Consider the following 26,464-nt stretch of genomic DNA (forward strand, 5'->3'; position numbering starts at 1 on the left):
TCAAGTTAGCATTACTCAACTCAGCAGAAATCAAGTTAGCATTAATCAAATTAGCATTGGCGAGATTGATATCAAGGAGATTTGCCTTGTTCAAATCGACACCGCTCAAGTCAACCCCAGCAAAGTGTCTTTCTCCACTGGTATATCTTCTAAGTAATTCTTCAGCGTTCATAAATTATCTAGTCAATGAGTTTAACTTTTGAATTATAGTACAATCATCCTCTGACCTGACTCCTCTCGAAACAGAAGTATGATGAATATTCAAACGGAGGGTATATCTGTTTTCAGTAAGGTTTAGCATTCATTGATGTGTACAATTATCATTTCGGATAGTTCCATCTGGCATGATAGTTTTGCATAAAATCGTATCTTCAAACCCTTTTCCCATGAGCCTAACTCTGTTTGTCATCAGACTAGGCTCTGGTTGAACCCTCATTAGATTAGCGTGGGTGAGATTTGAACTATCAAAGGAAGTTTCGTCCACGATCGCACCAATAAATTAATATTACCCAAAGTCAGGACACGGCAGTTCCGTTTCCCTACAATTAATCGGGCGATCGTTACATCTGGTGCGATCGCGATAGATTATTTTGCGGCGCAAGAAACGGCATTGCCGTCTCCTCCGTTGCTTAACAGTCAACCGTCAACCGCCAACCATCAACAATCAACTGACTAAAACTGAGATTTAGGCGCTACTCCGTCGCACAGACGCCGATCGCGATCGCTCACATTAGGATTAGTTCTGAGATAATCCCCCACCCAATCGCAGCCCCTCACCAGCAAATCATCAAGATCCAAATTCCACAAAATTACCCGGTTATCCTTGCTAGCAGAAGCCAGAATTTTCCCATCCGGGCTAAAACTCAAGCCCATCACACTATCCTTGTGACCGGTCAAAGTTTTCAGCAACGTCCCGCTGCGGCTCCACAACTTCACCTTATGATCGTAACTGCCCGAAGCAACCAACAAACCGTCCGGGCTAAAACCCACGCTAGTCACGCTGTCGCTAGAACCCTTCAGCAGCGTCGCTACCAAAGTTCCGTCCACCTTCCACAGCTTCACCGAATTGTCGTAACCAGCCGAAGCCAGCATTTTGCTATCAGGGCTAAAAGCAACCCCCAACACAAAACTATTGTGAGCCCCTTCAAAAGTCCTCAGCAAACCACCGTCCCGATTCCACACTTTGACAGTACCGTCATCGCTTGCAGAAGCCAACATCGTACCGTCAGGACTGAATGTCACCCCAGTCACCCAGCCTTTGTGTCCCGTCAAAGTCTTAATCAACCTGCCGTGTCTCGTCCAGAGTTTCACAGTCTTGTCCTTGCTCGCCGAAGCGATAATCTCGCTGTCAGGGCTAAAATTCACGCTCATCACGCTGTCGCCGTGTCCTTCGAGGGTAAACAGCACAGAAGGCGAACACGGGAATAGCGGCGCCGAAGGACAAGGGAGACTATTACTCGTCGCATCTTTGTTCAGACTCCAGACTTTCACCGTTTTGTCGTAACTCCCAGAAACCAGTAGCTGTCCGTCGGGGCTGAAATTGACGCTGGCGACTCTCTGAGTGTGTCCTTCCAAGGTTTCGAGCAAAATCCCCGTGCGGCTCCAGAGTTTGATAGTTTTGTCCGTAGAAGCAGAAGCCAGCTTTTGACCGTCGGGGCTGAAAATAACGCTTTGCACCCGGTTTTGGTGTCCGTCGAGGGTTTTGAGCGGCACATCATCGAGCCGCCAAAGTCGGACTGTTTTGTCAAAACTTGCTGAAGCCAAAGTTTTGCCATCCGGGCTAAAACTTACCTGAGTAACTCGATCGGCGTGTCCCTCAAAAGTTCTGAGCAAACGACTGTCCGGTTTAATATTGCTAGCATCCGTTGGGCGTTTGTCGCCAACACCAGCCAGACTCCAGAGTTTGACAGTCCCGTCTGCGCTTCCAGAAGCAAGTGTTTTACCGTCGGGGGAGTAACTGACACCAAATACCCACTTGCTGTGTCCCCGCAAAGTTGTTAGCAGTTCGCCCTTATTTGCCTTGGCTGATTTTTTTCGGGCTGGGTATTTTATGGCAGCGATGCTCCAGATTTTGACCGTTTTGTCTTCACCGGCACTGGCGAGCGTTTCACCGTCGGGGGAAAAACTGACCGTGTAAACTTTGGAGGGTTTTTTGTTTTCGCTGTGCCACAAATTAGCGATTAACCTGCCGTCAGCATTCCACAGTTTTACAGTGCCGTCATCGCTCGCCGCAGCGATGATTTTACCATCGCGGCTGAAGCTGATCCAATTTATGGGAGCTGGTTGTGCGATCGTTTGCAGCAACGTACCGTCGGTTTTCCAAATTTTGATAGTTTTGTCTGTGGATGCGCTGGCGATCGTTTGGCCGTCCGGGCTAAAAGCAACGGTGGTAACGCTATTAGTATGTCCCGTTAAAGTGGTCAGCAAAGTGCCGTCTGTTTGCCAAATTTTGACAGTTTTATCTAAACTTGCCGAGGCGATCGTTTTATTGTCGGGACTGAAAGTGACACAGGAGACGCTGTTAGTGTGTCCTTTGAAAGTAGCCAGCAAACTGCCGTCGCGCCGCCAAAGTTTCACGGTTTTATCTACGCTAGCAGAAGCTATTGTTTGACCGTCTGGACTGAAAGCCAAACCCCAAACTACGTCACCGTGTCCCTCCAAACGGTTGCGTTCTTTGACGCCATAAACTGCTTGCTGGAGGGCAGCAGCAATCAGAATTTCCGTGTCTTTGAGAGTGTGCATTTCTTTGGAGCGTTCTATCTGTCTCCACTTTTTACCCGCTCTCAAACTTTCTAGCATGGCGTCAAATTTGTTGTTTGAGAAATAAAGAGCTTCAGAAGCTGCTGTGAGGGTACTAATTTCGGCTCGCTGAGTTTGAGCGACAGCTAGCTGTTTTTGACCGACTGCCCGCCACCAAAAGTTGACGGCGGCGATCGTGGAACTCGTTAGCAATAGGACGCCGATAACTGCTACTCCTAGCATTTGTTTGAGAAAAGTATTGGCTCGGTAGAGCTGTGCTTGACTCATCTTTTTGTCGGCTTCTGCTTTGTGGAGTCTGGCTTCTAAGCCAAATCTTTGGCGGATCGGCCGCACTAAATAGTCGTGTACCAATTGATAGCGGTCTTCGGGCGATTCCCGCAGCAGAAATAGCAAACCGTGACCGACTAAAATGTCTAAAATCAAGTCGAGGTTGTCGGTTTTCTTTTGTCCGCTTTCTGGTTCTTTTGCGAACTGTCGCTGTAGGGAAATTCTTCCTCTGCTGCCGATCGCCAATAATTCACTTTCGCCCCCATCTGCCGGCTGCTGGCCTGTCACTAAGGACAGTTCGTGTTTGGTTTTAATCAGCCGAACGCCTCTTTCATCCGTCAGGGAAAACAATATTTTCCAAGCTGCATCTTCGTTAACTAGGCCGCAGTCAGAGATCACTCCTTCGAGCGATCGCTTCACTAATTCTGCTTTGGGATTGGCGCCCAATTGCTGGTATTGTGCTAGAGTTGTAATACCTTCTTCTTGCAGTTGCGCTCCCACTACCTGCAATTCGATCGGTCTCACTTCTTGCAGTTCGTCTGCTAAATCTTCCACGAAGGCATCGATCAGTGCCGGTTCTAAATAATATTCTGCCCGTTTCGTTAAGTGTCCGATCACAGCCCGCGCGTCTTTCATTGAAAAACTGCGTAGTTGGTAGCGGATGCTTTTGTCGAGAATATTATTGTTAATGGCGTCGAGATCGGGGAAGCGATCGCAGTCGAGCAAATAGTGCAAGTAATCTTCGCGCAAGCACAGAATTATCTTGACATAAGGTAGGTTCAAAAACAATCGCAAAAAGTTATAAAAAAGTTGTCTTTGTGCCACCGAAGTCGAAACAAAGAAAAATTCTTCAAATTGGTCGAAAATCAGCACAGTTAACAAATTATTTGTGGCATTTTCGCGTAACTGCTCTATAATAAAAGAAGAAGTTTCCGAGCCGCGTTCTGGAGAAATAGAGCAACTGCTTTTGTGGATTTCCTTTAGTCCTTGAGCGATTAATTGCGTTTCATCTTCGGCTTGTTTGTCGTACAGCGCTCCGTTCAAAGCGTTTTCTAATTCCACCAGCCAGTCGGTGTAAACTTTGATAACTACTGGCAAGGCATCGCGTGCGCCCGGAGTAATATTTTTCAAAGCAGGTACTAAGCCGGCGTTGACTAGAGAACTTTTTCCGACTCCGCTGGGCCCGTGAATAATAGTTAATTTATGATCGTCCCTGCTAATTCTTTCGAGCAATTTATTGATATCTTTTTGGCGGGAATAAGCTGTCATTTCCGCTGCGATCGCAGCTTGATTTTGAGCTGAGGGGCTCGAAGGATTGACAGCTTGACGCTGCTGTTGCAATTGGCTGGCTCCGATAAAAGCTCTAAATCCGTATTGATACTCGATCGATCGCTGGGTTTTTTTAATCCGGAAAGCTTTGAGATACTCTCCCTGCTCGAAATAAACCGCTTGGAGTTCTGTCAAAATATCGATGTAAAGTCGGGGATCGTACTTGGGTTCGCTTTGATTTTGAGCTAACTCCAAAGAATGAACCGCCGCTTCCCACTGGCCTAGCTCCCGCAAACTTCGGGCTAAGAGTAAAAGATACGAACTGCGATCGGATTTGGGATGTTGGATTTTAGATTTGGGATCGTTACTGAACTCGTTAGTACCCACGAATTCTGGATAATTTCCCGCAAATCCCAATCTCAAATCTTCAATCAACAATCTTAAATCATTAGGTGTTTGATCCAAAATCGCCAAAGCCAACTCGGCTAGCTGGCGGGCTTGAGTCCACCTGGACTCTTGCAGGGCAACTTCAGCCAAAAACCCGTAATCTTGAGCTAATTGGCTGGGAGTACCGTAGGTGAAGTGCAACTGCAAAGAATTTTCAGCTAATGCTTGCAACTCTCCCCAAGCTTTGAGGCGTTGCAGTACCTCTCCGAGGTGTGCTGTCACCTCAGCTACCAATTCTGGGCGATCGGCAAGGGAGAAAGCGTTTCTAGATTGTTCCAGGCTAATCCAAGCTTGTTCCCAGTGGTGGCGGTTGGCTACCGGATTTCTGGCTGCTTGCAATCTGTGACACAGGGCTATGTGAAATAGCACTATGCCTTCTCTCTCTAAAAATAGGATGTTGGGGACAGGATTCGACAATGATGAGCAGAGGGTCGATCGATTTTCGGCATATTCCCAGTTTGCCAGTTCCCAGTTGCCGGTTTGCTGCTGCCAAAATATTAAGCTTTCTTGGTAATGAATTAATGCTGTTTCGGTTTGGTCGCTGACATAGTAATCTCGACCCAGAACGAATTGCAGGCTGGCTTTCAGGGCGGGTTCTAATTCTTGACCGCGATTGTGTAAATCTCTTAAAGCTAATTCTAGTTCTCGGCGCGACAAAGAGCCGATCGCCAAATCGAGGGTATTGCCCGGACTCAAAGGCGAATACGAGTGGACATCTAATTGTCGTCCGTTTTGGAGTTGAGAGTTAAAGGTGAGAAAGCGTTCTCCGGAGCTAATTTGATGCTCCTGGGCTGGTTTTTCCCAGTCGGTTTCGCAGGTGCAAAAACCTGGTCGGGTGCCTGCTGTACTGCTGCCGAGTTCTTGATTTATTTCGCCTACTTTAAATATAGTATCGGCTTGCTGTGCCAAGAAATTAATTAATTCGTCAACAGCCATTTCAAATTTAATGGTGGCGGCGGCCCAACTTTTGAAATCCGGGGCCAGACGAATCATTTTGGTCACAATGTCATCTGTTACCCACAAAATCACCGGACAGGAAAAATTTTTGCGAAATTCATCTCGCACTTGATTGGTAGAGGCCATCAATTCGTCGATCGCTACTACTGTTTCTAAACCAAATACCATCAAAGCTGAGGCAGAACCTACAGCCGAAGCCCCGTTCTGAAGCGTGTTTGCCTGGAGGGTAGTGTAAAGGGTTTTGACGGATGCTGGCAGGACGAGATCTTGAATTGGAACTGCGGACATTTCTCGCAGCCGCTGCGCTATGTGCTGCCGCAACTGCTCGTAGTTGCAGCGCACCAAAATTAGCGAAAATTGCTGCTGAGACATGGCGATGGATCTTACCAGAGTTTTGAGCGATCGCTCGTTGTAGCTGGCGGTTTCTTGTTGTTTAAGTAGATCGGTCATGCGTGCACCCCTTTTGCAGAAATCAATTACCTAACGATTGCCGATCGTGACGGAAACAGTATCTACTTAGAGATGCCCGTATCGGTCTGGCGCTTTATATCTGTAGGAATACGTAGTTTTTCGTACTTCTCCTATGAATACTTACATAGTCATCAGGTTTAATCTAAAAACATCATAGCTCCCAATCTCAGAGAATGGGAAACTTGACAATAAAAATTAAACCTAGATCAAATATTTTTTAGTCAGCTACAGATAAAATCCTCCATTCATAAATATCAGACAGCTAAATGTATCGATAATACCAGCGACTAGCTATTAGTAAACAATAGGTATATCTGTAGCATATATTTGGAAAAAAGAAAAAAACTCGTCATGGATGCTCGCTCCAGACTAGGAGCAACGGATCAATACATACCTACCTACATGGTCTGGCATGGGAGATATGACAGTTGAGGTTGGGGAAATGTATTGTGTGGTGACAAATATTTATGGGGCAATTATATGCGCGGCGTAAAAACCGCATTTAAGAGAAATCAGCCAGTGGGAAAAACCGCTGACTGCGTGCTTATTGGATTGTAGAAATTGGGAGTTTTGAACGGTAAATTTTAAGTTAAATAGTTTCCAATTTACTCGTCGCTAACGGATCTTAGAGTCGAAGAATGCGATCTCAAAAATCCCAACTATTCTTGGTGATTTCGTTGCTGCCACTCCTGATATTTTCTGGTTTCTGCTAGGGCTGGATTGATGCCAAACCAGCGACCTTCTTGATCTCGGTATTCAAAGACAAACATACTTCGCAACAAGATTTGAGATTCTTCTTCGCCGGTTACACTTTGTCGGTTGACGACTTGAAACAACAATTCCCATTCCGTGTCATTGATGGCTCCCAAAAGGTCATCGCGATATTCTTGAATGACGCTTTCGAGGCATTCGCGAGAGAAGGGGGGATCTTCATGTTGCAAACAGCTATACAAAAGCATCAGTAGATTGCGAACATGGCCACCGCTAATCCGGCAAAGCCTGTCTAAAGTTTCGGGAGAGTCAAAGACTTTGGAAATCAAATCGATGCGTTGGGCGGGAGCGACTGTGGGGAAAGCTCTAGCCAATACGAGCTGGCGCAGCAGTGCCATTCCTTCGATATGATCGTCGCCCGATCGCCTCAGCACGGGTACCATCGGCATCACCTTGGGTTTGACTCCAAATCGACTGGCGAGACGGCCAAAGTCGTTGGAAAAAATCAAAGTCAGGGGAATGGTGTAGACGACGTGGCAATTGAGTTTTTTCAACTGTTCGCCGCGGTCTAAAAACAGGTATTCTGGCTGGGTGCGTCCGCTGGGTTTGAGGGAGGCGTCGAGGCGATCGAGATTGTCAACGATGACTGCGAGGCCTTTTTTGCCTTGTTGCTTGAGTTCGGCATTAGCTCTGTCGAGGAGTTCTTCGTTGATCGACTGCAAGATGCTGTTGGTGCGGGGTTCGAGATATTGCCTGAGTTGCGATCGCAGTTTGGGAGAATCTTTAGTTTTAGCAGTAACTCGAGCAATGCCTATAGATAACTCAGCTTCCGCTGACAAATCTATGGGAGTCTGCAAAAATTCTGCCACTTCTGCAAACAGATTGGTAAAGTAGCTCGGTCTGAGTTTAATTCTGGCGGATTCCATCGTTTCGCTGACTTGGCGGGCTATGCTCAGCAAAATATCGCTGATGTCTACATCGCCCATGTCTAAGTCTTGGGAAGACTCGAAGTAGACGACGCAAAAACCATCTTGCTCTAGCTCAGCTTTGAGTCGAAACAATTCGGTAGATTTGCCACAGCCGATATGCCCTGTAAATAGCTGACAGGTTGGCTCGTCGGGGGAGATGCGGGTGATGGTTCGCTGTAAAGATTCAATGATTTTGCCACCCCGCACAGAACCAAAATCGATGTAGTATTGATAATCTCCTGGGTCTCCCGCGACAAGGGTCTTGCTCGGGTTGCAGGCTTTATAAAATCTGTCTAATTCGAGTGCGATCACAATTGAAGCCGGCTAAAAGTTAAAAGAGTTAATCGAAAGTCTAAACTTTCTTTCGTTGAGTTTAGTTTGATTTATCACACTTTGCCGTGTGGGGTAATGCCCTAAATACCTAAACAACCTCTATCTGCTAATGAACCGGACGGCGCGGGAATTTGGAATTTTTAATTAAGAAATTTTAATTATCTAACTGAACCAGTGAATTTACGGATATTTGCCCTGCTTATGGGTAATTTCGCGGGGATCTGGGTGAACTACTCATCGTCAGGCGGGATACCGCTATGACGGGAGCTTCCAACTTCAAGCGGAACAGCATCCAGCAAGACCGAAATCTTACCAGGTTGACTTACATTCCGTCCATTGGCAGTAGCACTTCCAATGCCAAAATCCGCAAGGCTTCATCTCTAATATTCTTCGCCGCGTTCACGTCTCTATCGTTACGGCTATGACACTTAGGACAATCCCAATGACGAAGATTCAAAGGCATGGATGATACCTTGTGGAGACAATTATTGCAAGTCTTAGAGCTAGGAAAAAAGCGGTCTACCTCGATGTAGACCTTACCTAGTATCTGGGCCTTGTACTTTAACATTGTTCCAAACATTCCCCATCCAGCATCGCTAATAGCTTTTGCTAGATAGTGATTGCATACCATACCTTTGATGTTGAGATTTTCTACTGCAATAACTTGGTTTTCGTCTACTATCTTGCGGGACAGCAAGTTCCGAAAATCTTCGCGCACTCTTTTGATTTTTGAATGAACTTTGGCTACTAATTTTTTAGCCTTTTGTCTGGTGTTACTCCCCTTTTGTTTTTGATTTAGTTTCTGTTGTTTACGCTTCAGATTCCGGCTATGCTTCTTGAGATGTTTGGGGTTGACATACTTGCTGCCATCACTGGTAACACAGAAATCGTTCAGCCCAACGTCTAAACCTATGGCCTTGCCCGACGCATCACTTTCAGGGGTTTCTTGTCCACGATCTACTGAGATTGAGGCATAGTATTTACCATCAGTATTTTGAGAAATAGTAACGGTTTTGATGGTGCCCTCTAGCGGTCGATGAATCCGACAATGTACCTCACCGACGATCGGCAGCTTGATGAAACTATCGCCTACTTTAACATTCTGAGGGTAACTAACAGACTGTCTTCCATGCTTAGATTTGAAGCTCGGAAAACCTGCTCGCTTATCAAAGAAGTTTTTGTAGGCAGTAGATAGATTTAGCGCCACTACTTGAAGTGATTGAGAATAAGCTGACTTTAACCAAGTATATTCTTTTTTGAGGCTTGGAAGCAATCCTTGTATTGCACCTCTACTCAGTCCTTTGCCAGTATCTTTATAGGTTTGCTGGCATAGATTCAAGCTGTAATTCCAGAACCAACGACAACAACCTCTCATCACCCGCAAAATACCTGTGCTGCTCGGCTGTTGGGTAGATTCGGAATTTATAGTTTTGATACATTATCGGCAATCCACATCTCTGCTAATATATCAGAAATGCTAGGAAAATACAAGAAATTTGCGATACCCTGAACCCAACGACTGCGTTTATCCGCTCGCCTAGTCGAAGGGCAAGCAGATAAACTCCGCCGAAGGTTTCGCTGGGTACAACTCACGCGCCTTTCATCCCCTATTAACTGACTACGGTATAGTGGGGGAATTCTCGTCTGTCTAGTTAAATTGTCAAGAAGTAGATGGCTAGTTTTGGAGCGGTTTCTCAAAAAGAGTTAGGGCGCAGGCGCGAAGAGTTGCGGCGGCAGCGTCGTGCTCGATCGGCAGCCCTGCTGTGGCAAATGCTGGCAGCGAGCGCGATGGCCGGGGGTTTGCTGTGGTGGATTGCACAGCCGGCTTGGTTGATTGCTCGATCGGAACAAGTGAAGGTGGAGGGCAATCAGTGGCTGTCGGACAAGGCGGTGCGCTCTTTGGTGCCGCTATCTTACCCGCAGTCGCTGTGGGGAATTCAACCCCAGGCCCTGGCCCAAAAGCTGGAGTTAACTGGGCCGATCGCCAAAGCGAAGGTGACTCGCAACTTGTTTCCACCTTCTTTGACAATAGAAGTGTCAGAAAGGCTGCCGGTGGCGGTGGCGCAGCCGACTGCGGTGTTGAAATCTAGCGACAAGGACAAGGTGGGGTGGCTGGATGCTCGCGGAGGTTGGATGCCGTCGGAGAGTTATACTGCTGTGCGATCGGACAATAGTTCGATCGCACCGGTCAGCCCTCAGGGAACCGGGCCCCAGCATTCTTTGCCAACTTTAAAAGTCATCGGGCCTTTGGAACAGTATCGAGCCTCGTGGCCGAAGTTTTACCAAGGACTCAGCGGCTTGACTGTGAAAGTGTCTGAGATAGACTGGCAAAACCCAAATAACTTGATCTTGAAAACAGAGATCGGTACGGTACACTTAGGGCCGTACAGTTCCAAGACTATCGAGCAGCTTAAAGTTTTAGACCGAATGCGACAATTGCCAAAACAGCTAGATTCAAGCAAAATAGCCTACATTGACTTGAGAAATCCTGCTGCCCCGATCGTCCACTTGCCAGAACCCCCTCCTAGTTTGGAAAGTTCAACTCCTGCACCAACTCCGGATCAGAATTGAGCCTGCGTCTGCCAAAGGTAAAAGGTATCGTCGTCGATCGACAATCAGAATTTTTACCAAAAAATGGGGTCTAAAGCCCCGTGCTTTGAGCATCGGCTTTTGCTATAGTTATAGCGGTTGAAAATCCCATTGTGGTGGCTTGTTAAGACTCCTTGAACCAGAAAGCAGAGTTTATATCTGCAAAATATTGGGTAGCGAAAGCCAAGAAAAACATAGCTAAGGGAAATAAGTAAGTACCCAAAGAAACAAAAGCCATCATTAATTTAATCTAACAGTACCTCGCGGGCACTAGGAATCTGCCTCGTTCGAGGGAAAGCATGGGGAGAAGACTGCCTCTACTATAAAAGGGAAGCCTGATATAGCAAGCCGACTTCTGTGAACCATGAATTAGAATCCCCGTCCGCGACGGTCGGGGAGTATGTCAACTCTGGGTATCAATACGCAAGACTGGAAATAAGGACACTTTTTTGATACCGATCCGCATCGGAAAAAAAATTCATAACTTTGGGTTCGATCCGATGCGTTACGGGCTAGTCTCCATTTTTTTCATTTTGCCTTGCGTAGAAGTGCCTTGTGCACAAGCACCTAGATGGGGTATGCAAGCTATGGGCGAGCAGCAGCGGCCAAATCCGAGATTGCTAACATTGAGCCTCGACCAGTGTTAGTTTTTCGCGCAACATTAGCATATAGTTGATGGTGAATTGGCGTTTAGTTTAGTTAAAAAGCTGTAATCTACTATCCCAGACTCTCATGAACCTTAATAATAGTCAGGGGTCTGACCAAGACAGTCCCCCTTCGGAAGAAGTAAAAAATTTTCCGGTGGCCTTAGATTCCGCCAATCCGTTTAGACGCAAGTCTGGTTATGTAAATGTAGATAGTATTGATATCGATCCTATGGTCAATCCCAAAGACATAATGCCCAGCAGTGCCGCCAAAATCAAAGTAATTGGCGTTGGCGGTGGTGGCGGCAATGCCGTTAACCGGATGATTGCTAGCGAGGTTTCTGGTGTCGAGTTTTGGTGCGTGAATACGGATTCCCAAGCTCTGGTGCTCTCTAATGCTCCGAAACGCTTGCAAGTCGGACAAAAGTTGACGCGCGGTTTGGGCGCGGGCGGCAATCCGGCGATCGGACAAAAGGCTGCTGAAGAGTCTCGCGACGAAGTTGCTAATGCTTTGAATCACGCCGATTTGGTGTTTATCACGGCCGGCATGGGTGGCGGTACGGGCACGGGCGCGGCTCCGATTGTCGCGGAAGTGGCTAAAGAAATGGGCGCTTTGACTGTGGGCATCGTAACCCGGCCTTTCACGTTTGAGGGACGGCGGCGCACCAGCCAAGCTGAAGAAGGAATCGCCGCTTTGCAAAGCCGGGTGGATACGCTGATCGTGATTCCTAACGACAAGCTGCTGTCGGTGATTTCGGAACAAATGCCCGTACAAGAGGCTTTCCGAGTTGCTGACGATATCCTGCGCCAAGGGGTTCAGGGTATTTCTGACATCATTACAATTCCCGGTTTGGTGAATGTTGACTTTGCTGACGTGCGCGCTGTAATGGCGGATGCGGGTTCGGCTTTGATGGGTATCGGTGTGGGATCGGGCAAGTCGCGGGCTAGGGAAGCTGCAATGCAGGCGATTTCTTCGCCGCTGCTGGAGGCTTCCTCGATCGAGGGCGCTAGAGGTGTAGTGTTTAACATCACTGGCGGTACAGATATGACGCTGCATGAAGTTAATGCGGCGGCTGAGACGATTTACGAAGTTGTCGATCCGAATGCCAATATTATTTTTGGAGCGGTGATTGATGAGCGGCTTCAGGGCGAAATTAAGATTACTGTGATCGCTACTGGTTTTTCGGGGGAAATGATCTCATCGTCTCAGGCTTCGCGCACGCAAAATGTTAATGCTCCTTGGCGGGCTGCGACTGTGCCGGTGACTCCTGCTCAACAGCCGCAGGATGCGAAAGCGAAACCGCCCCAGGATTTTGGATTGGATATTCCTGAGTTTTTGCGTAACCGTCGCCCAAAATGATTTTAGATTTTAGATTTTGGATTGGGGATGAGGATGGCGGATTCGCTCTAAAATCTTCTATCTACAAAATCTAAAATCTATGTAGATAGATTTTGGATTAGGGATTAGGGATGGCGGATTCGATCTAAAATCTACAATCAGCAATCTAAAAAATCTAAAATCTATAGCCTTTCTCAAAAAAGTGAGGTATGCCCGCAAGCCCAATGCTCTTCTGCCCATGAGTACCTCCAGAAATCTGAGAAAGGCTATAAAATCTCTAGGGTTTGTCCGGGTTCGGGTTCGAGTAGCTGGGTGGATAGTCCCGAATTGGCGAGTAAATCGCGAAATTCGGGGATGCTGCCGATCGACTTCACTAACATTGGTAAAATACCCGTGGCTCGGATATCTCCTGTGGTTGTAGGTACAAAAAACCGAGGTTTTAGGGTTTGGGCAAGTTTCAGGGCCTCAGCAGGGCCGATGATGATTTGTCCGAGGAAGGGGAAGATTTGACCGATGACGGGGGCGATCGCTACGTCTATGGTGTCTATTTTCTGTTTAACTTTTTCTAATGGCGGCAGATGCGGTTCGTAATAAAGAGTCTCGCCGCTGTTTAAATCTTTGAGTAAATAGCCGTTTTCTTCTTGTCCGGGCTGGATTTCGGCTCCGGGTACGGCGGTGATTTGTAATATTTCTTTAAATTTAGACTCTTGCCAATTTGCTAAAGATGTGATATTGGTGTAGCCTAAACTGCTGAGGACTTTGGCGGCGGTGGGTGAGGCGATCGCGGGAATGGTGCGATCGAGCTTTTCGAGTGTTGGTCTGTGACAGTGGTCGTCTAAGCCTTGGGAAATGAGGATAAGATCGATCGGCGGTAAGGTACTGGGCGTAAAGGCGACAGGCGTATTGTGGTAGGCGGTGAACAGCCAAGGCTGGCCGTAAAATACGAGGGGATCCACTAGCCAGGGATCGACTAAGATGGTTTGGCCTGCGATGTGGAAGATCCAGGAGTTGAGGTCGATGCGGGTGAGTTTCATAAGTGTTTGCAATAATTATTTACATTTATTTTAATCATAGCTAATTTGGTTGGTTGGGGATGTTTTACCTAAAGATTCAGCCACAGCCGAGACGCCTGTGCCACCTACAGATTCAACCACAGCCGAGACGCCTGTACCACCTACAGATTCAGCCACAGCCGAGACGCCTGTGCCACCTACAGATTCAACCACAGCCGAGACGCCTGTGCCACCTACAGATTTACTGTGACAGAAATGTTATAGTTCAGAATAATTGAATTATTAACGATGCAAGCTGGATCGAAATGGAAATCAACCAGAATCCGCTCGATTTTTTAACGATAAAAGTACAAGAAACTGTTGCTGAAACCCAAAACTTAGCGAACGAAATGGCTGCTAAAGTTCAAGAAAATGCAACTTTAGTAACGGCATGGGTACAATCGGCACCAAGTTCAATTGTGAGCGCAGGGGCGATCGCAACTGAAGAAGCTTTTAAAGTCGCGCACAACATCCGTTTTGAGAATCTGCCAAAAAATCTGCAATTAAAATTTGCTAGGGCTGGCGTGCGCGACGGAATGCGAGATGTTCAAGAAGCAGCAAAAGTATTTGAATCCATCCCCGCCCAAATTCGCGCCCAAGGCCCGGAAGCAATTCGCAACTTCTGTCAAGATAAAGATTGGAGTCACATCCAAGCCCGCGTGAATGGAGGCTCAAGCGAAGCTGCTAACGGGATTTTTGAATATTTTTGGGTGAATCGCGCCCGTGGTGGTGCAGACATGACTGCGGAAGAATTAGCAGTCGCCAAGCAAGTTTTAGCGGATGCTGCTTTTAAAGCAGCCGTTGCGGAAATCGTTGGGGCAGCACTTAAAGGGGCGATCGCGGCAGCCGTAATTGAGTTAGTATTTTCGATCTTAGAAAACTCGCTATTGTGCGTCGAAGGCAAAATGACTCAGTCAGAATTAGTCGAAAAAGTCGCCGCCGCCACTGCTAAAGCTGGTATTGCTGGTGGTATAATCACGGGAATTTTGTTAACACTTTGTACGATATTTCCCCCAATTGCTGGGGTTTTAGGTGCCGCAGCGGTGCCTTTGGCGGTTGCAGGTGTTGGTTTTATGGGAATTCGCGCCTGGGAAATTTTTTGTCATGGCGATCGACTATTTGGTATTACCCAACAAGCACAAAAATTTCTGGGAATGACTGAAGCGATCGTTGAAATCAAACCGCAACCATAAAATCTGATTAACGGTTCGTAGTGTGGACTTTAGTCCGCTCTCAAGCTGCGGACTAAAGTCCACACTACGAACAAATCTTATCGCAGTAGATCGACCGGACGTGAAATTACCTGAAAACTGCTGTAATTATGTCAGAAATTAAAAAATCAATGATACCAGTTGCAATGACGATCGCAGGATCTGATAGCGGTGGCGGGGCGGGGATTCAGGCGGATTTGCGAACGTTTGCATTTCACTGCGTGCACGGTACGAGTGCTCTGACTTGCGTGACGGCTCAAAATACTTTGGGGGTGACGCGAGTGGATGCTTTGTCTCCTGAGGCTGTAGCAGCTCAAATCCAGGCGGTGGTTGGGGATATTGGGGTGCAGGCTGCGAAGACTGGGATGCTGCTAAACCGGGAGATTATGGTGGCGGTGGCTGCACAGGTACAGAATTTAAATATAGGGAATTTGGTTGTCGATCCGGTGATGGTATCTCGATCGGGCGATCGACTGATTGACGACGGGGCGATCGCATTTTTGCGCGATAATTTGATTCCTTTGGCTGCTGTCGTAACTCCGAATCGCTTTGAGGCTGAGATTTTGAGCTCAAGAGAGATTGTTTCTTTAGATGATATGCGATCGTCCGCCCAGGAGATTTATCGATCGGGCGCGAAAGCTGTTTTAGTCAAAGGTGGCGGGATGGCGGGAGATTTGCGGGGAATTGATGTTTGGTTTGACGGTACGCGGCTGGATGTGTTGAAAACTGAAACGGTTGATACTAGGAATACTCACGGGACTGGTTGCACGTTGAGTGCTGCGATCGCTGCTAATCTAGCATTAGGTAAAGATTTGTTTACAGCAGTGACATTAGCTAAGAATTATGTTACTACTGCTCTAAAATATGCTTTAGATATTGGGGAAGGGCAAGGGCCTGTGGGGCATTTTTTCCCGCTTTTGCGGAAGGAAGAAGTCAATAGTCAGTAGTCATTAGTCATCTCATTACCCAAAAGAAAGATCGCAATCAAATAGGTTCGTAGTGAGGACTTCAGTCCGCAAGAAGAAGGACTAAAGTCCTCACTACGAACCGTTGTTATTACTGGTACAGTTGTTGAATTGTCTGCTTTTAGGCTGGGGAATGCAGGATGTCGATCGCAAGAAAGTTTGATTTGGTGAGGGTTTGGGGGTTTTGGGCAGCGAAGGCGAGCGAGTCAGCGCAGGAAGTGACAGTTTGCTGTAACTGCGATCGCCAGGAATTCCCTATTGTTAAATCATCGAATTTAACAATAGCCCCATGGAACTCCTCAACTACTACTTTCAAACATCTACTTCCTTCCAACCCTTATTCTATCAGGTAAAATTTGTAATTTGGTATAAAATCCTCCACCGCGACAGCCAAACATTGGCACTGATAGCACTCCCAAATAAATTGTAAACTCTTCCCTTCTCTTTCTTCCTTCGCGTTCTTTGCGCCTTCGCGGTTCGTTTAATTTCTCAATTTCTCAGGCTCTAGAGCGATCGCCACCAAATCTTCAATCTTCTTAATATTCGGATCGCCAGCTAAATAGCCAATACCTCGATGCAAGTGCAGGCGAAACTGTTGGGCGAGAGTTTCCTTGGACGTACCCAAATTATCTTGATGACACCGCTGCTTGAGAGCAATTATCAGAATATCAGCCATGTCGCCGCCAAAAACATCCCAGCTTAGTTCCACATTGCTGTCGCTCTTAATCGGTACTGGCGATGGTATGCTGGGTTCGGCGAGCGATCGGCAAAATCCCCACCTGCACAGGACGTTCCACCGATCGATTTTAGTCGATCGTTTGAGTTTAGATAGTTGCTCTTTGGCTGTTTGAGAGAGGCAGATGCGATCGACTGGTGGTTCCATATTTTTAACCCTAGGTTGATAAGACTACTAATTGACTCAAACGCTTCATAATTCTGAGAACAGTGTACAAATCATTACCCCGTCTGCGAATATCAAAAGGGTCAGACAAAGCATATAGAGGTACTTCTGCCTTCACCAATTTAACAAATATGAAACTTCCTCCAGCATTAATCAGACCGTAGCTGGGTTTATCTGGGTAAGGGTTACATAGCATATAAGCAAGGATTTGTGCAAGTCCTTCTTCAATAGAAAATCCTGCTTTTTTGGATTCGATCACCATCACCCAGAATTGGTCTCTTAATACTAAGGTATCCATCTTGCCTCGGATGATAGTTCCCTCATCTTCGCTGACAATTTCTACAGATGTTTCTGCTTTTACATAAAATGGTGCTAAGTAAAAATCTCCAATAAAAAGCATCGGATCTAGTACAGACATCCGAATCACATTTTCTAGCAAAGGCGGGTAATTTAGCAGGTTAATATAACCTGCTTTTACTTTGTCTAGAAGTTGCTTGTCTAAGTCAGTTAGTTCGGGGAGTTCGTCTTGCCATTCGCGAAAAAATTGCTCATCTTCAACTAACTGAATGCCAAATTGATCGATGAGATCGCGGAGGTTTACGGCTTGTGGTGGTAGGATATTTACCATAGATTTTACCAAAAATAACCTTGTTCCACAGTAGTTTGGCGTTTGGCAGAGTCGTATTTGAGGAGGTAGCTGTGGGCGATCGCCTCTAATTCTTGCAGCTTATCATATTCTAATTTGGTAATCTCCGTGTCCGTAGAAAGCAGAATAACTTGATGGCTGGCTGAGGGGAAATACTTTTCAACTAGGTTGTTTCTGTGAGATGAGTCGAGGCGGCCGAGGGGAGTGTCGATCGCAACTGGTAACAGTCTACCGGATACCCTGGCGAGTCCCCACAAAAAGGCGATCGCCAGCAGTTGTTTTTCCCCAGCCGAAAGTCTGTGTTTGGGTACTGGTTTGCCTTCTGGATCGTAAATTGACAGGCTAAATGTGTCAGTGTCGATCGCAACTCTGTGCACTAAATCGGTTTTGTGCAGCAAATAGCGGAAACAGTCGGTAATTTCTACTTCGAGTTTGTTGAGTTTTTTGAGGGTGAGTTTTTCTTTGAACTGTTTCAGGGTAGCTTGGGCTTTGGCGATGGAGGCGATGACGTGTTGGCTGTTTCTGATGGTGATGTATTCGCTGCTGTAGCTTTCCAGTTCTTTTTGGGTTTTGGCTAATTCTTTCTCTAATTCATCGATGCGGCGGTTGGCTGATTCCAAGTCGGCGGCTGCATCAGCAACTACTTGTTGAGCATTTTTCACTGCCAATTCTAGTTTCTCGTAGGCTTCGGGGGAAGCGGCGGCGGCTAGCTGTCTGTCGGTGAAGTCGATTTCTGCTTCGATGTTTTTGATTTCTGCTATTTGTTCGGCGGTGGCGGTTTGCTGGGCTGGGATTTGGTAGCTAAGCAGGTTTTCTAGTTGCTGGATGCTATTTTCATCGGCGTTCATCCAGGGCGGAATGTCTGTTCCTGCTTGCTGTTCGAGTTCTTGGTCTTCTTGGCGGATAAAGTCTTGAATTTTATCTAGTTGTTGGGCATTTAATGAGATTTCGGCGATATAGTTCAGCAGGCGATCGCTTCTTTGTTTGATTACATTTTGAGCGATTTTTGCTTGCTGCTGGCTGGCTTCTGTTTCTGCTTGGGTTTTGGCTGCGGTTAGTAGGGAAGGAATTAGCGCTAGTGGTAGCGTATTTGAGGCTAATTCCATCATGGTTTTACGGGTTTTTTCTGCCTGATTTTTGTAGTCATCTAGTTGTCTGTCTAGTTGACTGCGATCGGCTGCTATTTTACCACCTTGATAAATAAATTTCTCGGATGCTTGTTGCTGATTTTTTTGAGCTTTCTCTAATTTGGTTTTAAAGCTGGCTTGTTTTTCTTTTGCATCGGCGGTTTTTTGAGTAATATCCTGAAAAGTCTGTTCGATTTTTTCTAAAGCGGCCAAGTCTTTCTTGTCGGCAATTGCTTTGCGTTTGCGACTAGCTAATATTTCTAAATCAACGGCGAGGCGTTCTGCTAATTCCAAACCTAAAAGAGATTTAATTGCCCCAACGACAAACTCGGGGGGGGTTTCAAGTTCTGCTAATTCTTTGACTTGTTCGCCATCAAACAGAAATAGGTTGGATATGCCGACTGGTAAAAGGGTTTCGATATATTCATCCCAGGTTTTAGTAATGGCTTTGTCTGACCACCAATCATTGACGACTTCGCTATATATGAGAATACTTAAGTTATCTTTTGTATCGTTTTTAGTCCAGTATCTGACTATTTTGAATTGGGTTAATTTGTCGTCTTGGACTTGTTCAAATATTAATTCGACGCGGGTATCGTCTAATGGTGGAGTGTGGCGGTTGACTGATTGATTCAGAAAGTCGCTGTAGCTTAAATTGCCTCTGGTGGAACATTGAGCTCTACCACCGTAGAGGGCGAGGCGAATACCATCCATCAGGGTCGTTTTGCCGCCGCCATTCATGCCACCAAATAGGATGACTGGGCAGGGATTTCCGTCTTTTTCGGGGCGGAGATTGATGGTTTGGATTCCTGCGTAGGGGCCGAAGTTTTTGAGGACGAGTTCGAGGAATTGCATTGTAGATGTTGTTGGTGGGGGGCAGAATTTGGAGGGTACAGATAGTTGGTTGGTGGGGGGCGGTTCGGCAGCGGATTTTGTCGCGGATGTAACGGATGGGTGGTTGGTGGAGGGCGGTTCGGCAGCGGATTTTGTCGCGGATGTAACGGATGGGTGGTTGGTTGGTGGCGAAAGTATTATTACCAAGGGATTTGGTAACTAATCATCCGTTACATCCGTTACATCCGTTACATCCGTTACATCCGTTACATAATCCGCTGCCGAACCTTCTGCCCCTTTGCTACCAATCGATTACATCGGTGGAATCTTCCTCTTGTTTCTGGGGCTGAATGCTGGGAGGTAAGGGGAGTTCGGCATCTGTTTCTTCATAGGTTTCTGAACTTCCTCTCGTCCAACCTCTGCCACTTGTTTTCGGCTTCCACAAGTATGGTTGAATGTGTTTCTGCCAACCTTGTACAGTTTTTGGTGGGAGGATGCGGTGATATTCTAATTTGCTGCGCCCAAAGTTGATAAATAAACCTACTTTCGCTCCTGTAGCTGCTAAGTAAGCTATGATTTGAGCTTTATCTTTATCGGTCATTGGATAATTCACAGCCTTATCCTCTACTACAATACATTGATTTACCCAATGGTCTAGATAGAGGATTCCCATCCAAACTTGACCGTCATAGATTTGTCTGGGATACTCCATTTCTGTTGTAATACGGGATTCAAGCATTTCTACATCAAAAGCTCTTTGGTAATGTTTTTCCCTTAAACCTTTTTGCGTCCTCCGGTGTACTCTCATTGCACAGCCGATGATGTTGTAGGTAAGATCCTGATGGGGAATATTAGGGTCAAGCATGGTCGTAAAAATTGTGTAATTTAAACGATGGTGGTTTGTTAATGCTGCGGTTAGTTGACAACCTATTGTATGCGATCGCACGGAGTGGCTGTCAACAAGTTTGGGGTATCACCGCATAAGGTTGCTTTAATCGCTATGTTGTTTCCTCTCCTACCTCGGGAGTTGAAAATTTGATGTCAGCCCAGGATAGCTGCTTCGCTTGATTGCTAGTGCTTTCAAGTTCTTGTTTGAGTTTGGCAATATCGACGGTATCGGATTTTGCGGAAGTGTTAGTTTGGGCGATCGCATTTTTGACTTGCTGAATATTCAATGCCGGATTTGCCTTGACATCTGCGACGGCTTTTTTGAGATTCCGTTGATAGTGGGCGTTGCTAATGGCTTCTTCCTGCGATCGCGAACTGGTTTCAAAACATTTCTCCAAATCAGCATAAACACCAGTACGGCGAGGTTTTGTATAGTATTGGCGTTCGGTATCGAGGAGTTTTGCCATCAATTCCAAGTGCATTTTGTCCTCGCACATTTCTTCGAGGACATTCCATTCATCGCTACCGAGGAGTTTTCTTTCGGCGGCGGGGCGGGAATCTTCAAAGGGTTCCCCCGTGACTTCTTGATAAATACGGGGCAAACTGTCATCAAATTCGTGCTTTTGTTCCAGCCAAATGCGGCGGATTTCGCTAAGTTCTTCCGGGGTAATTAAGGTGATGTCGCGCATTTCTAAGGGGGCGGTTTTGCGGATGTGGGTTTGTGCTTCCAAGACTCGTCTCAGCCAGTGTTCTCGCCAGAATTTGGTGTAGGGCCCTGGAATGGGTTCGACGGAGGTTGTGTCGTCGCCCATGTTGCGTTCAAACAGTTCTACTCTACCGTAGATGCGACGGAAGTCTCTTTTTGGGCGATCGTCTTTAATGTCTAATTCGTTGCGAATATCAAGGAGAGGCTGCATCCATTCTTTCTCTTCATCATTTTGGATCATTGCCTGCATAGACTTATCTTGGTCTACCATTGTACAAACCCAGCAGCCAAAGCGAGAATCTCCGCAACTAGGGGTGGAAGTATCAACGACTAGAGGGCATTCGTTATCTGCTGTCGCACCGCGATACATAGTAAACAAATCTTTATTATCCCCTCCCCAAGGGTTAGGATACTGCATTAGATAAAGCCAAACTTCATCATCCCGCCAGTCTTCCACAGGCGTATAAATTAGAGAGTTAATCAGACGAGAATTAGGACTCAAACGATCGCGCACTCTACCTGCTTCATGCTTTTTCATTGTTGCAGCGCGTTTGCTGCTTTCAGCCTTGCGAGTACCTAAGACAACAATAGTTTCACCGTGAGATCTCACCATTTCACGTATAAAATCGTTAACAGGTTGAATTTTCATGCGATCGGTACACCACCGAAATCCATTTCGAGGTGCTGGATAGCCTTTGCCAATTAAGCATACCCAGAATGTTTCTTGAACGGAAGGATGAAGCAGATGGGGTTCTACAGGCATTTTTTGCTGGTTAGCTGCTAGCTTGACCTGTTTAATGCAATTGCGAACCCAGGTAGAAATAATCGGATTTTCTACCAGCGTATCTGTTGAAATTAAATGAATTGTTTTTGTGCGTTTTTCTAGTGGCAGTGCTGCGATCGCATTCCATATTAACTGCAATACTGCGCTCGAATCTTTTCCAAAAGATACGCCTAAAACCCAGGGAATTTCATCGCTACAATACAAATCCTGAATTTCTTGAGTTAACTTTTCTACATCATCCACTAACTGCTTAACGCTGCGCGGTGGGAATAGTTGAATCTGTTGAGCTTGTGTCATTTTACTAATCTCCCCTTGCCAAGGAGCAACAGTTGTGCTGTGAATTCCACCCGGTGACGCAACATAATTGTTTGCCCTCGATCGTTGAGCTTTGAGCATAATAGTCTGCTTGACTACTATAACCCGTGATGATTTACAATTAAATATTAACCTTTAAATTAATTTACAAGCTATGGCTAATGACAGCTCGAATCAGCCAGAACTCAACCCGCGACTAGATGAATTCCTTGAGCCGTACTTCGCCAGATACCACCGTCAGAAGTGCTATCCGGGCTTAATCTTTCAGCATGGAAAGCGAAAAATGGTACAATTCAACGTGCCTGCTGATGATTTGCCTACTCTCCTTCAAGCAAAACCTTCTACAAATAACGAGCCTGAGTCTGGCAAAAATCGTCCAGAGATTAAGGGCCATGCTGAGGAAGTCAAGGAGTACATTCTCAAGCGCGTTAAAAAAGACCAACCCTGGATTGTGGGTACACTCACTGCAAATGTCGATCCAGAAAAGATTGAAATTATCGAACTAAGTCGGGGAATTTGCTTAGTAGTTATCCCTCGTGGTGTTAAGTTAGATATTACCGATGGACAGCACCGCAAGCGAGCGATTCACGAATTGATTGAGAGTGCTAACGGCGAGTTAATAGGAGATAATGATTTCCCAATTACGCTTGTTTTAGAAGGCAACTTTAATCAGTGTCAAAGAGACTTTAGAGATATGGCGCAAACAAAAGCGCTGGATAAATCGTTACTCTTGTCCTTTGGCGAAATGGAAGGTAGAATAGGTATTTCCAAACAGTTAATTGAACAAGTGCTAATTTTTAAGGGCAAAACAGAGAAAGTTAAAGGTTCTCCATCCTCTAAAGAAAAGCGAATATATACAATGAATTATGTAGCCAAGGCTGTCAGTTGCGCTTTTGCTAACGATCCCAATAACGAGCTGAAAGATTACGATCTATCAGAATGCTCGGCAGCTATAATTAGTTGCCTCAATCAATTATTTACTGAATGCAGTCTAACTCAATACATTTATGAGACAGAATCTGATGATTTGACAGTTGATGAAATTGATGACTTTAAAGAAAATTGTTTACTGGGCAGAAGTGTGGGAATAGAAATATTAGGAAAGTTACTCTACTGCACTTATGATGCTGATAGCTATTGCTTCGATCCAGAACGAGTATCAGAACTTGCTCAGCTTGATTGGTCAAGAAAAAGCCATCTTTGGGAGGGAAATGTGGTTTTGTCGGACAATAAGCCAAATAATCTTGTCCGTAACTATAGAATAACAGCTAGTGTTAATGCTGTAAAAATGGCAGTCAACAAAGTAAAAGCCCATCTAGAATGGATTTAAGCCATATTATCCGCCTGTGCTGAATCTACGATCGCCCCGCCCGCGATCCATCTGCGGTTTCCAAACCCAGGCGCTTTCTCAAATAATCAGTCATCCAACTAACACTCGCCCTCGATCGCGAAATCCCCCCTTTCAGCAAAATCCCGCCCTCCCAATCAGGATTAGAAAACGACCAATCAACCTCGCGCAAAGCAGTTAAACGTTCCTCCCACCGATCGGGAAAAACCGACAGCAAACTCGCCCCAACTTCGCCCAAACTCTCCAGCACAACACTGTGACAGTGCACGCAATTCCGGCGCATTTCCCCCGCCGCCACTTGCTTGTGCAGCACTAATTGCCAATCTGGAATAAAACTGCAAACCGCATTCCAATAACTAACCGCCAGTTCTATTTTTTGAGCGAGTTCTTCCTCTTTTTCCTGTTTTGTGGCGCGGTAACGAGAGGGTTTCGCGTGTTTGTTTGCCTCAATATGACGCAGCAAAGCCATGATAGCACGGTCGATCGCACTTAGCGCAAACAATTTGGGCGATCGCCCATTCAAACTCCCCTTCTCCATCTCCGTCAAACAGCGGAACACCTCAACTTGCTTAACAACCGCTTTTACAACCAAAGCCCGATCGCCCCGGTGGTTGTAAAGTACACTTAGCGACGACTCCAAAGGAACTTGAAAATTGTTCAAATCGGCAAACTTTTGCTGCGATTTTTCCAACCCAATATCAAGAAACAAAATCAGCGCCACCGTCTCGTATCCCAACTGCGGATTTTCCCTCAAAGCCATCTCAAAAGCCGCGCGCCGGTGCTGTCCGTCATTAATAGTAAACTTAGCATCCATCGGCACTCGCAAACGACCGATTTTTCGTTCTTCGGCTTCGTTTCCCACCGCTTCAAAAGTAATATCCGCATCGATTGAAGCAGCGATCGCCCCACAAGTATAATTCCCAGAATTTTTGACAAAATAATCAGCAATTTCAGGAATCCGAGTTTGATTCAGCGTGCGTTTTGCCCGCATTTCCGGTGGCAAATCTTCTGATTCAAAGGGGAACAATTTCGGTAAAAAACGCACAGGACACATCGACACGTAATATTCACGGCCCGCTTGAATGCCCCGAATTACCGGCAAAATGTATTCAAAAGAAGGAGTAGACATAATTTAGAATTGGGAATTGGGCATCGGGAATGGGAATTAACATTTATTGACTTTTTGTCTGGCTTGTGGTATGTGTCCGGGCTATCGCAAGATAAGTTAAGTATTTCACAAATATTTTTAAAAAACAACTGTTGACATAAAATTTAACTCATGATATTTTTGAAAAAATACCCAAATAATATAAAAACTACCAATGACTACCAAGCCAGCGGATGACCTCGCTAACCAATTTTTGGAAAAAGAAAATCGCGAAAGACAACAAATCGCACTGTTATTAGATAATTATTTAGGAAAGGACGATCGCATTTTTGTACAAAAAACCCAGATGGGAAGCAGCGAAGCTTACATCGGTTCAGTCACCCTAGAATGGTTAGACTCCCGCGTCCGTTTCGCCTCGCAAATGCCACTTTTTCGGCAAAAATTTGACCTCCAAACCAACAACATCGTCCGCGACGACGAAACCATTGACGAAATTATCCAGCGCCCCTTAGATTGGTCGCGCCAAGCAGCCCTCACTCAATATTTAGCAGCCAGAAAATCCCACAAATTCCCCGCAGTTTTAGTAGTTGTCAGTCCCCCGTGGGTAGACAATCCTCACGCCCAAGAATGGGATGAAAACGGCGTCGCGACTAAATCCGCGGCTGAATTTACATCCTTTGATAAAAATGGGAATTTAGGGCTGTTGGATGTCTCTCAAAAAGTCTCGATTTTTGCCTTAGACGGTCAGCACCGGCTGATGGGAGTTCAAGGTTTAATGAGTTTAATTAAAACCGGAATTCTGCAAAGATACAACAAAAACAAAAAACCTGTCGGCGATGCAATTACTCTCGAAGATTTAGCCCAAGAGTATCAAATTGACCCCGAAACAGTGTATAAATTAGCTCACGAAAAAATCGGAATTGAGTTTATCCCGGCGGCTGTGGCGGGGGAAACCCGACAGCAAGCACAGCGGCGAGTGCGATCGATCTTTGTGCACGTTAACCTGATGGCGGTAACTCTGAGTCAGGGACAGCTAGCATTATTGAACGAAGATAATGGATTTGCCATCTGCGCCCGCAAAATTGCCGTCACCCATCCCTTATTAAAAGAACAAGATGATAGAAACCCCCGCGTTAATTGGGATAGTGCGACAGTCGCAGCCAAATCAACTGTGTTAACCACATTGCAAGCGCTGCAAGATATGGCCGGGCGGTATTTAGAACATAAATTCCCCCATTGGAAGCCGGAAAGAAAAGGTTTAATTCCCATGCGTCCGGAAGATGAAGAACTGAAAGAGGGAATAGAAGAGTTTCATAAATTGTTCGATCATTTAGCAACTTTGCCCAGCTATCAAAGAATTGAAAGCAGCGAAGAAACAGCAGAATTGCGCCGATTTAGTTTTGAGAAGCCTGGTGGCGAGGGCAATATTTTGTTTCGTCCAGTCGGTCAAATTGCTTTAGCTAATGCTTTGGGAATTCTAGTATTTAGAAAGAAATTGTCGCTGACATCTGTTTTCGACAAACTCCGCAGGTATGATGTGGATGAAGGATTTAGCTACATGGAGAATCCTGAGTCTGCGTGGTACGGGATTTTGTACGATCCGAATAAAAAGCGAATGCTAGTTTCTGGAAGGGATTTAGCCACGAAGTTAATTGTATATTTGGTTGCGGGAATTGAGGACGATATGGATCGGGCTCATTTGCGGCAAGCGGTGGCCCAAGCGAGGACTTTTGAGGATAAAGCTGTTAGTTTTAATAGCAGGTTTGTGCATCCAAAAGAGGTGGGATTGCCGCCCGTGCTGAGCTAAATTATGATAATCGGTAG

Annotated in this window: 20 protein-coding genes; 7 read left to right on the plus strand and 13 right to left on the minus strand. The window is 46.0% G+C overall.

The features are described 5' to 3' along the window. The 4 genes from QZ918_RS20215 to QZ918_RS20230 all read right to left on the minus strand — a co-directional run. Positions 1-172 (minus strand): pentapeptide repeat-containing protein (locus tag QZ918_RS20215; RefSeq protein WP_293337966.1); only part of this gene is annotated, 172 nt, incomplete at its 3' end. 500 nt (positions 173-672) lie between these two features. Continuing rightward, the gene (locus QZ918_RS20220; RefSeq protein WP_293150088.1) at positions 673-6,150 is read right to left on the minus strand and encodes a WD40 domain-containing protein; all 5,478 of its coding nucleotides are present in this window, start codon (positions 6,148-6,150) and stop codon (positions 673-675) included. A gap of 680 nt (positions 6,151-6,830) precedes the next feature. Beyond that, a complete protein-coding gene (locus tag QZ918_RS20225; RefSeq protein ID WP_293337930.1) occupies positions 6,831-8,162 on the minus strand; it encodes a P-loop NTPase fold protein in 1,332 nt (443 codons plus the stop codon). Between the two features lie 343 nt (positions 8,163-8,505). Further along, positions 8,506-9,558 carry an RNA-guided endonuclease InsQ/TnpB family protein gene (locus QZ918_RS20230; RefSeq protein ID WP_367275389.1) on the minus strand — a complete coding sequence of 351 codons (1,053 nt, stop codon included), beginning with the start codon at positions 9,556-9,558 and terminating at the stop codon, positions 8,506-8,508. 296 nt (positions 9,559-9,854) lie between these two features. Between QZ918_RS20230 and QZ918_RS20235 the strand changes: the two genes are divergently transcribed. Beyond that, complete coding sequence (locus tag QZ918_RS20235) at positions 9,855-10,754, plus strand: cell division protein FtsQ/DivIB (RefSeq protein WP_293337931.1); 900 nt, start codon at positions 9,855-9,857, stop codon at positions 10,752-10,754. A 750-nt stretch (positions 10,755-11,504) separates the two neighbouring features. Further along, positions 11,505-12,776 (plus strand): cell division protein FtsZ, encoded by a 1,272-nt coding sequence (ftsZ, locus tag QZ918_RS20240; protein WP_293337932.1) that lies wholly within the window; start codon positions 11,505-11,507, stop codon positions 12,774-12,776. A gap of 245 nt (positions 12,777-13,021) precedes the next feature. Here the strand turns inward: ftsZ and QZ918_RS20245 are convergent, their stop codons facing one another. Then, complete coding sequence (locus tag QZ918_RS20245; protein WP_293337933.1) at positions 13,022-13,789, minus strand: MBL fold metallo-hydrolase; 768 nt, start codon at positions 13,787-13,789, stop codon at positions 13,022-13,024. A 30-nt stretch (positions 13,790-13,819) separates the two neighbouring features. Then, on the minus strand, positions 13,820-13,981 hold the full coding sequence (locus tag QZ918_RS20250) for a hypothetical protein (RefSeq protein WP_293337934.1): 162 nt from the start codon (positions 13,979-13,981) through the stop codon (positions 13,820-13,822). A 92-nt stretch (positions 13,982-14,073) separates the two neighbouring features. Between QZ918_RS20250 and QZ918_RS20255 the strand changes: the two genes are divergently transcribed. Both QZ918_RS20255 and thiD read left to right on the plus strand, forming a co-directional pair. Continuing rightward, positions 14,074-15,000 (plus strand): hypothetical protein, encoded by a 927-nt coding sequence (locus tag QZ918_RS20255; protein WP_293337935.1) that lies wholly within the window; start codon positions 14,074-14,076, stop codon positions 14,998-15,000. Positions 15,001-15,149: 149 nt separating this feature from the next. After that, positions 15,150-15,965, plus strand: a complete 816-nt coding sequence (gene thiD, locus QZ918_RS20260; RefSeq protein WP_367275388.1) for a bifunctional hydroxymethylpyrimidine kinase/phosphomethylpyrimidine kinase — start codon at positions 15,150-15,152, stop codon at positions 15,963-15,965. Between the two features lie 139 nt (positions 15,966-16,104). Here the strand turns inward: thiD and QZ918_RS20265 are convergent, their stop codons facing one another. The 4 genes from QZ918_RS20265 to dndD all read right to left on the minus strand — a co-directional run bounded on the left by QZ918_RS20265 (position 16,105) and on the right by dndD (position 19,512). Then, the gene (locus tag QZ918_RS20265; RefSeq protein ID WP_293337937.1) at positions 16,105-16,299 is read right to left on the minus strand and encodes a hypothetical protein; all 195 of its coding nucleotides are present in this window, start codon (positions 16,297-16,299) and stop codon (positions 16,105-16,107) included. Between the two features lie 165 nt (positions 16,300-16,464). Further along, a complete protein-coding gene (dndE, locus tag QZ918_RS20270) occupies positions 16,465-16,866 on the minus strand; it encodes a DNA sulfur modification protein DndE (protein ID WP_293337938.1) in 402 nt (133 codons plus the stop codon). A 10-nt stretch (positions 16,867-16,876) separates the two neighbouring features. Then, positions 16,877-17,512 (minus strand): restriction endonuclease subunit R, encoded by a 636-nt coding sequence (locus QZ918_RS20275; RefSeq protein WP_293337939.1) that lies wholly within the window; start codon positions 17,510-17,512, stop codon positions 16,877-16,879. Positions 17,513-17,517: 5 nt separating this feature from the next. Beyond that, entirely contained in the window at positions 17,518-19,512 is a 1,995-nt protein-coding gene (gene dndD / locus QZ918_RS20280) for a DNA sulfur modification protein DndD (protein WP_293337940.1), read from the minus strand. Positions 19,513-19,540: 28 nt separating this feature from the next. Here dndD and QZ918_RS20285 point away from each other — a divergent pair, with 28 nt between their 5' ends. Continuing rightward, positions 19,541-19,714, plus strand: a complete 174-nt coding sequence (locus QZ918_RS20285; protein WP_293337941.1) for a hypothetical protein — start codon at positions 19,541-19,543, stop codon at positions 19,712-19,714. Between the two features lie 78 nt (positions 19,715-19,792). Here the strand turns inward: QZ918_RS20285 and QZ918_RS20290 are convergent, their stop codons facing one another. Continuing rightward, entirely contained in the window at positions 19,793-20,356 is a 564-nt protein-coding gene (locus QZ918_RS20290) for a GxxExxY protein (RefSeq protein ID WP_293337942.1), read from the minus strand. A gap of 133 nt (positions 20,357-20,489) precedes the next feature. Next, entirely contained in the window at positions 20,490-22,166 is a 1,677-nt protein-coding gene (gene dndC, locus QZ918_RS20295) for a DNA phosphorothioation system sulfurtransferase DndC (RefSeq protein WP_293337970.1), read from the minus strand. Positions 22,167-22,338: 172 nt separating this feature from the next. Here dndC and QZ918_RS20300 point away from each other — a divergent pair, with 172 nt between their 5' ends. Continuing rightward, positions 22,339-23,514 (plus strand): DNA sulfur modification protein DndB, encoded by a 1,176-nt coding sequence (locus QZ918_RS20300; RefSeq protein ID WP_293337943.1) that lies wholly within the window; start codon positions 22,339-22,341, stop codon positions 23,512-23,514. Positions 23,515-23,539: 25 nt separating this feature from the next. Here QZ918_RS20300 and dndB read toward each other — a convergent pair whose 3' ends face one another. Then, positions 23,540-24,661: a DNA sulfur modification protein DndB gene (dndB, locus tag QZ918_RS20305; RefSeq protein WP_293337944.1), complete on the minus strand. Its 1,122-nt coding sequence runs from the start codon at positions 24,659-24,661 to the stop codon at positions 23,540-23,542. A 193-nt stretch (positions 24,662-24,854) separates the two neighbouring features. On the opposite strand from dndB, the gene QZ918_RS20310 reads away from it, so the two are divergent. After that, positions 24,855-26,447 carry a DGQHR domain-containing protein gene (locus tag QZ918_RS20310; protein ID WP_293337945.1) on the plus strand — a complete coding sequence of 531 codons (1,593 nt, stop codon included), beginning with the start codon at positions 24,855-24,857 and terminating at the stop codon, positions 26,445-26,447. Positions 26,448-26,464 lie beyond the last annotated feature (17 nt).

Source organism: Microcoleus sp. CAWBG58 (genome assembly GCF_020883045.1).
Lineage (GTDB): Bacteria > Cyanobacteriota > Cyanobacteriia > Cyanobacteriales > Microcoleaceae > Microcoleus.